The following is a 7,695-nucleotide window of genomic DNA, read 5'->3' as shown; positions in this document are numbered from 1 at the left end:
CGTAAAAAACTAATTTTTTGCCTCGTCGCCGGGTGTTTTTTCGTAAAAAACTAATTTTTTGCCTCAGCGCCGGGTGTTTTTTTGTAAAAAACTAATTTTTACCTCAGCGCCGGGTGTTTTTTTGCATTATAAATAAAAAAGCCAGGTGCAATCTCTGCAGCCAGCTTTCCAAATTAGAGAGTTATAAAAAAATCAAGTTATGAATATTCTTTGATAATCTTCATTCCTTCTTCCACAGCCTGCATATTCAGCGGAATGAGACTGTGGTGACGCTCGGGGAGCGTTTTATAAAGCGCCTTGTGCAATCCGTCGGTGCTCACGATGGGGCAGACTTTGAGTAGTCCGCCTAAAACAATCATATTAAAGACCTTGGCATTGTGCATCTCGGCAGCCTTATCCATCGCATCAATACGATAAATCGTGATGTCTTTGCGGGTGGGCGGAGTCATTATTCCATATCCGTCGTAAATCAGGATGCCACCAGGCTTGACCTTAGGTGCAAACTTATCCAATGACGGTTGGTTGAGAACGATGGCCACATCATAGTGGCTGAGAATGGGCGAAGAAATTCGATCGTCGCTAATGATAACCGTCACATTGGCCGTTCCGCCGCGTTGCTCCGGGCCATAAGCCGGCATCCACGTTACTTCCTTACCCTCCATCAGTCCCGAATAAGCCAGAATCTTGCCCATCGAGAGCACTCCCTGACCACCGAAACCCGATATGATAATTTCTTTCTTCATCTTTCTTCACTCATTTCGTCGTGTCCTTGAAGTCACCTTTCGGATAGGCTTCAAACATGTTTTCTTCCATCCATTTGTTGGCCTCGACAGGCGTCATCTTCCACCCGCTGTTACAGGTCGATACAATTTCGACCAAGGATGAACCTTTTCCGGCCATTGATGCATCGAAAGCCTTACGAATGGCACGTTTGGCTTTGAGGATGGACGACACTGTTTCGACGCTCTGCCGAGTGACATAACACGTGCCGGAAAGACGCGATGCCAAATCGGTGATGTTCAATGGATAGCCGTGGAGCTTGGGATCGCGACCGTAAGGACACGTCGCCGTCTTCTGTCCTACAAGTGTGGTGGGAGCCATCTGTCCACCCGTCATACCGTAAATGGCATTGTTGATAAAAATAATCACGATATTATCGCCGCGATTGAGCGCGTGGATGGTTTCGCAAGTACCAATACAGGCCAAATCGCCATCGCCTTGATACGTGAACACCAAGCGATCGGGCCACAGATGTTTGATGGCCGAAGCCACAGCCGGCGCACGTCCGTGGGCTGCCTCCTGCCAATCGATATCAAGATAGCGATAAGCAAACACGGCACATCCAACGGGGCAAACGCCCACTGACTTATCTTCCATCTGCATCTCTGCGATGACCTCCGCCACCAACTTATGCACCACTCCGTGCGAGCATCCGGGGCAGTAGTGCATCGCCGTATCGTTCATCAACACCGGTTTCTGATAAACGAGATGTTCGGGGGCAATGATCTGATTCTCCATTTAGAATTTCTCTTTCAATACTTGTACTATCTCGTCGGGTTCTGGCACAATACCTCCCAAACGACCGAAATATTCTACGGGCACAGCTCCGTTTACAGCCAGTCGCACATCTTGCACCATCTGACCGGCATTGATCTCCACAACCAAAACGCCTTTCTTGCCTTTTGCCATGTCAGCTATCTGTTTAGAAGGGAATGGCCATAGCGTAATGGGGCGAAACAGACCAACTCTTACACCCGTACTACGAGCCATTTCGAGTGCTTTCTCAGCAATACGGGCCGCACTTCCGAACGAGACGATCAGATAATCGGCATCGTCTGTCTGCAAGGTTTCATATCTCACCTCACGCTCTTTAATCTCGTTGTATTTCTCTTGAAGATGAAGATTGCGCGCCTCCATCGTTTCGGGTTTCAATTCGAGCGACGTAATCACGTTGGGATTACGATCTGCCGTGCGTCCGAATGTCGCCCAAGGACACTCACGTTTGATTTCTTCCTCTGTGCGACGAGGCTTGAAAGGAGGCAACACCACTTTCTCCATCATCTGTCCGATAATGCCGTCACTCAGAATCATAGCCGGATTGCGATACCTGAAAGACAGCTCGAAAGCCAGATCCACAAAGTCGGCCATTTCTTGTACAGAAGCCGGAGCCAGCACGATAACATTATAATCGCCGTTGCCGCCGCCTCTTGTAGCTTGGAAATAATCGCTCTGCGAGGGTTGAATCGTTCCCAACCCGGGTCCCCCGCGCTGCACATTGACAATGACGCCCGGCACCTCTGCGCCTGCCATATACGCAATACCTTCCTGCATCAGTGCAACACCAGGACTGGAAGATGAAGTCATCACTCGCTTGCCTGCACCGCCACCACCATATAGCATATTGATAGAAGCCACTTCACTCTCGGCCTGCACGACCGCCATACCCGTGGTTTCCCATGGTTTGAGTAGTGCTAATGTTTCAATGATCTCGCTCTGCGGCGTGATCGGATAGCCGAAATATCCGTCAACACCACAACGAATGGCAGCATGGGCTATCGCTTCGTTACCCTTCATCAATGTTATTTCCTGTTCAGCCATCATGTTTCCTCAATCCTCTTTCTTCATTCGATATACGGTGATACATCCGTCCGGACAAACGATTCCACACGATGCACATCCCGTGCACGCATCGGGGCTCCCCGTTTCCACGTAAGGATAGCCGTGGACGTTCACGCGTTTCTGTACCATGATGATGACATCCTGTGGACAGGCTTCTATGCAGAGGGAACATCCCTTGCACCGATCCGTATCTACCACGATGGCACCTTTCATCTTACTCATATTGTTTTTGTATTCTAACAATCCGTCAGGGATTATAGGCATCCTTATTATAAAAGTTCAGAATAGATTCCAACATTTCCTTGGCTTGCACGGCCGGGCTGTCAGGATCAAGGGCAATGGCTTCCATATAGTTGTTGAGGCCATCTGCCAATTACCTTCCTGGCGGTATTCATTGCCGCGGCGGTAATATTCCTCACTCGTCATTACTTGTAAAACTCTTTCTTACCGGCTGCCAATGTGTTCTTCATCAGAGAACAAATCGTCATTGGGCCGACACCGCCCGGCACAGGGTGATAAACGAGCACTTAGGTGCCACTTCATCAAATTTAACGTCTCCGTTCAAGCGGAAGCCGCTCTTGCGACTTGCGTCGGGTACACGAGTTGTACCCACATCAATAACCACGGCTCCTTCTTTCACCATATCAGCTGTTACGAAATCCGGACGACCAATGGCGGCAATAATAATATCGGCTTCGCGACATTCCTCTTTCAATGTTGCAGAATGACTGTGGCATACCGTTACTGTGGCATCGCCGTATTGTTTCTGCATCATCAATTGGGCCATCGGCTTACCCACGATGTTACTTCTACCCAGAATGACACACTTCTTACCACTGGTCTCGATATGGTAGCGCTGTAACAGCGTCAGGATTCCTAACGGAGTAGCGAGATGAAGCATGGCAAACCGATAGACATGCGGCCTACGTTGACTGGATGGAATCCATCGACATCTTTATGATAGTCGATCGCTTCGACGATCTTCTGTTCGTCAATGTGCTTCGGCAGCGGTAGCTGCACGATGAAGCCGTCGACATCGTCGTCTTTATTCAATTTATCGACACAAGCCAACAGCTCTGTCTCGGTGATATTTTCCTCGTAGCGAATGAGCGTAGATTTAAATCCGCATTGCTCGCAAGCCAGCACCTTATTCTTGACATAGGTCTCCGACCCGCCGTCGTGTCCCACGAGTACGGCCACCAAATGCGGTTGCTTACCGCCATTCGCAACAATGCATTTTACTTCCTCAGCGATCTCTGCCTTGATTGCCATGGCTGTCGCTTTACCATCAATAAGTTTCATAGATATTATCATTTAAAATTTAGACATTCCTTTCATCCGGCCCATCATGCCTGCCATTCTTCCCATCCCGCTGCCGGTGACCATCTTCATCATCTTTCGCGTCTGGTCGAATTGTTTGAGCAGTCGATTCACTTCCTGAATGTTGGTGCCCGATCCTTTGGCAATACGCTGCCGTCGACTTGTGTTGAGCACCTCTGGATGCTGCCGCTCCTGCGGTGTCATACTCTTGATGATGGCCTCGATACCTTTAAAGGCATTGTCATCGATATCGACATCCTTGATGGCTTTACCCACTCCGGGTATCATCGATGCCAGGTCTTTCAGATTACCCATTTTCTTGATCTGCTCGATCTGTTTGAGAAAGTCGTTGAAGTCAAACTGATTCTTCTGAATCTTCTTCTGCAACTTCTTAGCCTCTTCTTCGTCAAACTGTTCTTGCGCACGCTCCACAAGCGAAACAATATCGCCCATACCGAGGATTCTGTCGGCCATACGTGCAGGATGAAAGACATCGAGTGCTTCCATCTTCTCGCCGGTACCCACGAACTTAATGGGTTTTGTCACCACCGTACGAATCGACAGGGCTGCACCGCCGCGGGTGTCACCATCGAGTTTGGTTAGTACCACACCATCGAAATCTAACCGATCGTTAAACTCCTTTGCTGTGTTCACGGCATCTTGTCCTGTCATCGAGTCTACCACAAACAAGGTCTCATCCGGCTTCACGGCTTCTTTCAGCGTGGCTATCTCGTTCATCATCTCTTCATCGATAGCCAAGCGTCCTGCCGTGTCTATGATCACCACGTCATGACCTTTGGCTTTAGCCTCTTTAATCCCATGCTCGGCAATCTCAACAACCCTTTTGTTGTCGGGTTCCGAATAGACGGGGACGCCCACCTGTTCGCCCACCACTTTCAACTGATCGATGGCTGCCGGACGATAAACGTCGCAGGCCACGAGCAACGGATTCTTGTGCTGCTTGGATTTCAGCAGATGGGCCAGCTTACCGCTAAACGTTGTCTTACCCGAACCTTGCAGCCCCGACATCAGGATAATCGACGGGCGACCGTTGAGATGCAGCTCCGAGGCCTCGCCTCCCATCAGTTCAGCCAGTTCGTCGTGTACGATCTTCACCATCAATTGCCCGGGCTTCACGGCAGTGAGCACGTTCATGCCCATCGCTTTCTGTTTGACCGTATCGGTAAAGGCCTTGGCAACCTTGAAGTTCACGTCGGCATCCAACAATGCCCGACGTACATCTTTCAGCGTCTCGGCCACATTGATCTCGGTGATTCGCCCCTCACCTTTTAATATCTTGAAACTCCGTTCGAGTCTTTCACTTAAATTTTCAAACATATATCCTCGGTATTAACCTCATTTTCGATCTGATCGATCGATACAAAATTAAACAATCCCCCAAGAAAAGAAATCATTGGGAGTTATGTTTTAAAGTATTTTAAATGTATTTCAACCAAAAGTGCGCACACCTACTCACTCTGTGCAAAAAAGCGATTGCATCCCAGTTGATCGTTGTCTCAGAACCTGAATCTGGCAATCAACGGTAAATGATCGCTGTAACCATCATGATAGCATGGGCCATGATAGGTGCGTTTTGGACGGACGCCACCGTATTTCTCATCATCTTCCAGCAGAAAACGGAAGTCGCCGATGCGGCATTCTGTCATATTCTGCGCCACGCTCGGACTACACACAATCTGATCGAGCTACCCCATTCTCCCCTGAATCGATAAGAGCCCTTGGCACCGTTATTGCCTCGTGCTCCCGCAGAGATATTTTTCACGCCATGAGCATACAGCCGCCGCAATGCAAGATCCTCCGCATAATCGTTGAAGTCGCCCGCAATGATAATATGTGCCTCGGGCGAAAGCCGATAAACAGAATCCACCGCTGCTCCCAAATAATCGGCTACCAAAAGGCGATGTGCCTCGTGGCCCCTTCACCGCCTGCCCGACTCGGAGCATGGATCACGAAAACATGCAGCGTGTCGCCGCTGATCATCTGCCCGCAGACATACAGCAGATCACGCGTGGGCCGCATATCCCCCTGCGTCTTGATACGGATGGAATGATGATGCACGGGGCGAAACGAAAAGGGAGAATACAACAACGCCACATCAATGCCTCGCACATCGGGCGAATGGGTCATCAGATATTCATAGCGAGCTTTGCGCAGGAGCGATCGTTGGGTAAGATCGCGCATCACACTGTCGTTTTCCACCTCGCAGAGCGCCACCATATCGGGTAATGCCCACGCACCGTCTGTCTCTCCGCAAGCCATGATCTCTTGTCCAATCCGATTCAGTTTGCGCCAATATCGCGTGCGTGTCCAATGATGATCCGATGTAGGCAGAAACTCATAATCTTGCTTCAGACTGTCGTGTTGGCAGTCGAACAGATTCTCACAGTTCAGCTCTACGAACGTGAACAGACTCATCAACAATGTTAATATCATACGCAAAAGGAGATAAAACCACCTCGAAACCTCTCCCGCACGTTAACCTCTCTGCACTTAACCGCCCAGAGAAGTCAGCTGCCATAGCACCTCCATCGGTAAGGATTCGGCACAACTGTCACATCACACAGTGCAACAAAGATAATCATTTTTCGCCTCGGTTTTACACATTTAAGAAACTTTACACATCCTTTCCGCCGCCCAGCTCCTCCTATCCTCGCCTCTCACTACTCGTATACTTGTGCCCCACTACTCGTATACCTGTCATCGACAAGTCGTATACCTCTCATAAGGACCTGGCAACCCACCTGTGAGCGCTAATCGACAGAAATGATGTGCTCTTGAAGAAGGGACAGCATGATAACCGGACATAAACAGATACTCCTTACTCGAAATATTCTGATCGGCAGTTAAGAAATGTTTTATTTTATAGCTTGCCGAACCTTTCCCAAAAATATTTTTCATATCTTCGCAACAGAAAGAGACTTACAATGATATAAGTTTTCATCATGACTAATAACGGGTATTTACATACATGCAACGAGAAGCATTCTCTCAAAGAAGCAATTATCTCGTTTGTCGTTACCCCACAAATCATGGATCTCTCTCAATATAGAGAATTGGTAGAGACGGGCGGTAACTTGGCCGCAGACTTTCAGAAGTTTGAACCCATCAAAACCATGGAGGTTCATGTAAAGGCAGGGTTAGCAGAGTCTCAGCGAAAGGAAGAATACATCAGTGGTTTTAAACTGATAGGCTTCTGCAATGCCAAGGCAACAAATGTTATATAAGGTATCAACCAACAACCTAATATAGGTCTGTTTACCTTTAATACAGTTGATTACGAGGGTTGGACAGCCTTTTCTACTCTTGCATTGAGAAATGCCGAAACGATAGCACAGTTTAAGTCGATATATAAGGTCGCTTTATTCAGTGTATCATTCATAGACGAATTTTATTTCCTAAAAGACAAATACACCCCGGCGGAACTCTTCAATAAGGGATCACACAACCTCCCACAAGGAATATTCGATTCACAGCTCATCGACTATAATTTGACCATGAACCGATAGGATGAGGGGAGGAGCTACCAGGAAGACTTGGCTATCAAGGTGTTTGATGAAGTAGACAAAAAAACGATACGCATCATTGAGAATATAACATTCGGAGCAGGCTCGGTTGAATTTACAAAACTATTAGCTCAATCCCAGTTTAGATCTGATCTTAACTTTATTCATAGTAAGAATAAGTCGATGTTGAAAGATATTCTTACGCCGACAACCTCAGACTTGATCAAATTAG

Annotated in this window: 6 protein-coding genes and 3 pseudogenes; 1 reads left to right on the top strand and 8 read right to left on the bottom strand. The window is 48.1% G+C overall.

Annotation, left to right across the window (positions count from 1 at the left end; genetic code table 11):
* Positions 1 to 197 precede the first annotated feature (197 nt).
* The 8 genes and pseudogenes from JCM12259_RS03735 to JCM12259_RS13665 all read right to left on the bottom strand — a co-directional run bounded on the left by JCM12259_RS03735 (position 198) and on the right by JCM12259_RS13665 (position 6,393).
* Positions 198 to 743, bottom strand: a complete 546-nt coding sequence (locus tag JCM12259_RS03735; protein WP_025065465.1) for a 2-oxoacid:ferredoxin oxidoreductase subunit gamma family protein — start codon at positions 741 to 743, stop codon at positions 198 to 200.
* Positions 744 to 753: 10 nt separating this feature from the next.
* Entirely contained in the window at positions 754 to 1,518 is a 765-nt protein-coding gene (locus JCM12259_RS03730; protein WP_025065464.1) for a thiamine pyrophosphate-dependent enzyme, read from the bottom strand.
* On the bottom strand, positions 1,519 to 2,598 hold the full coding sequence (locus JCM12259_RS03725) for a 3-methyl-2-oxobutanoate dehydrogenase subunit VorB (RefSeq protein WP_025065463.1): 1,080 nt from the start codon (positions 2,596 to 2,598) through the stop codon (positions 1,519 to 1,521).
* A 9-nt stretch (positions 2,599 to 2,607) separates the two neighbouring features.
* A complete protein-coding gene (locus JCM12259_RS03720) occupies positions 2,608 to 2,841 on the bottom strand; it encodes a 4Fe-4S binding protein (RefSeq protein ID WP_025065462.1) in 234 nt (77 codons plus the stop codon).
* A gap of 25 nt (positions 2,842 to 2,866) precedes the next feature.
* Positions 2,867 to 3,045, bottom strand: a pseudogene (locus JCM12259_RS16055) (tetratricopeptide repeat protein).
* Positions 3,045 to 3,921: pseudogene (gene folD, locus JCM12259_RS13670) on the bottom strand (bifunctional methylenetetrahydrofolate dehydrogenase/methenyltetrahydrofolate cyclohydrolase FolD). Before folD ends, JCM12259_RS16055 begins: the two co-directional pseudogenes overlap by 1 nt.
* Positions 3,922 to 3,933: 12 nt before the next feature.
* Positions 3,934 to 5,277 carry a signal recognition particle protein gene (gene ffh, locus JCM12259_RS03705; RefSeq protein ID WP_025065461.1) on the bottom strand — a complete coding sequence of 448 codons (1,344 nt, stop codon included), beginning with the start codon at positions 5,275 to 5,277 and terminating at the stop codon, positions 3,934 to 3,936.
* 179 nt (positions 5,278 to 5,456) lie between these two features.
* Positions 5,457 to 6,393 (bottom strand): annotated as a pseudogene (locus JCM12259_RS13665) (endonuclease/exonuclease/phosphatase family protein).
* Between the two features lie 509 nt (positions 6,394 to 6,902).
* On the opposite strand from JCM12259_RS13665, the gene JCM12259_RS03695 reads away from it, so the two are divergent.
* Entirely contained in the window at positions 6,903 to 7,184 is a 282-nt protein-coding gene (locus tag JCM12259_RS03695; RefSeq protein ID WP_025065460.1) for a hypothetical protein, read from the top strand.
* The last annotated feature ends 511 nt before the right edge of the window (positions 7,185 to 7,695 follow it).

This window comes from Hoylesella enoeca JCM 12259, assembly GCF_000613405.1.
GTDB classification, from domain to species: domain Bacteria; phylum Bacteroidota; class Bacteroidia; order Bacteroidales; family Bacteroidaceae; genus Prevotella; species Prevotella enoeca.
This window is presented reverse-complemented; position numbering and strand designations above follow the sequence as displayed.